The sequence below is a fragment of the Anaerococcus sp. HMSC075B03 genome, assembly GCF_001815585.1.
GTDB classification, from domain to species: domain Bacteria; phylum Bacillota; class Clostridia; order Tissierellales; family Peptoniphilaceae; genus Anaerococcus; species Anaerococcus vaginalis.
In genome coordinates this window covers 1-271 of sequence record NZ_KV821215.1, presented here as the reverse complement: position 1 = coordinate 271, position 271 = coordinate 1, and the positions used below count along the sequence as shown (strand labels likewise).

The 271-nt window shown below is 57.9% G+C and carries 3 tRNA genes; all 3 read left to right on the top strand.

The annotated features are described in order from the left end of the window. The 3 genes from HMPREF3045_RS08975 to HMPREF3045_RS08965 all read left to right on the top strand — a co-directional run bounded on the left by HMPREF3045_RS08975 (position 1) and on the right by HMPREF3045_RS08965 (position 240). Positions 1 to 76, top strand: a tRNA-Phe gene (locus tag HMPREF3045_RS08975). A gap of 8 nt (positions 77 to 84) precedes the next feature. After that, positions 85 to 159, top strand: a tRNA-Gly gene (locus HMPREF3045_RS08970). Positions 160 to 166: 7 nt separating this feature from the next. Next, positions 167 to 240, top strand: a tRNA-Gly gene (locus HMPREF3045_RS08965). The last annotated feature ends 31 nt before the right edge of the window (positions 241 to 271 follow it).

Below are 271 nucleotides of genomic sequence, written 5' to 3'. Positions count from 1 at the left end.
GCCCAGATAGCTCAGTCGGTAGAGCAGGGGACTGAAAATCCCCGTGTCGGTGGTTCGATTCCGCCTCTGGGCACCAGAATAATTGCGGAAGTGGCTCAGTGGTAGAGTATCGCCTTGCCAAGGCGAGGGTCGCGGGTTCGAATCCCGTCTTCCGCTCCAATTTTATGCGGGTGTAGCTCAGTGGTAGAGCCCCAGCCTTCCAAGCTGGTTGCGAGGGTCCGATTCCCTTCACCCGCTCCAATATGCGCCTGTAGCTCAGCTGGATAGAGCA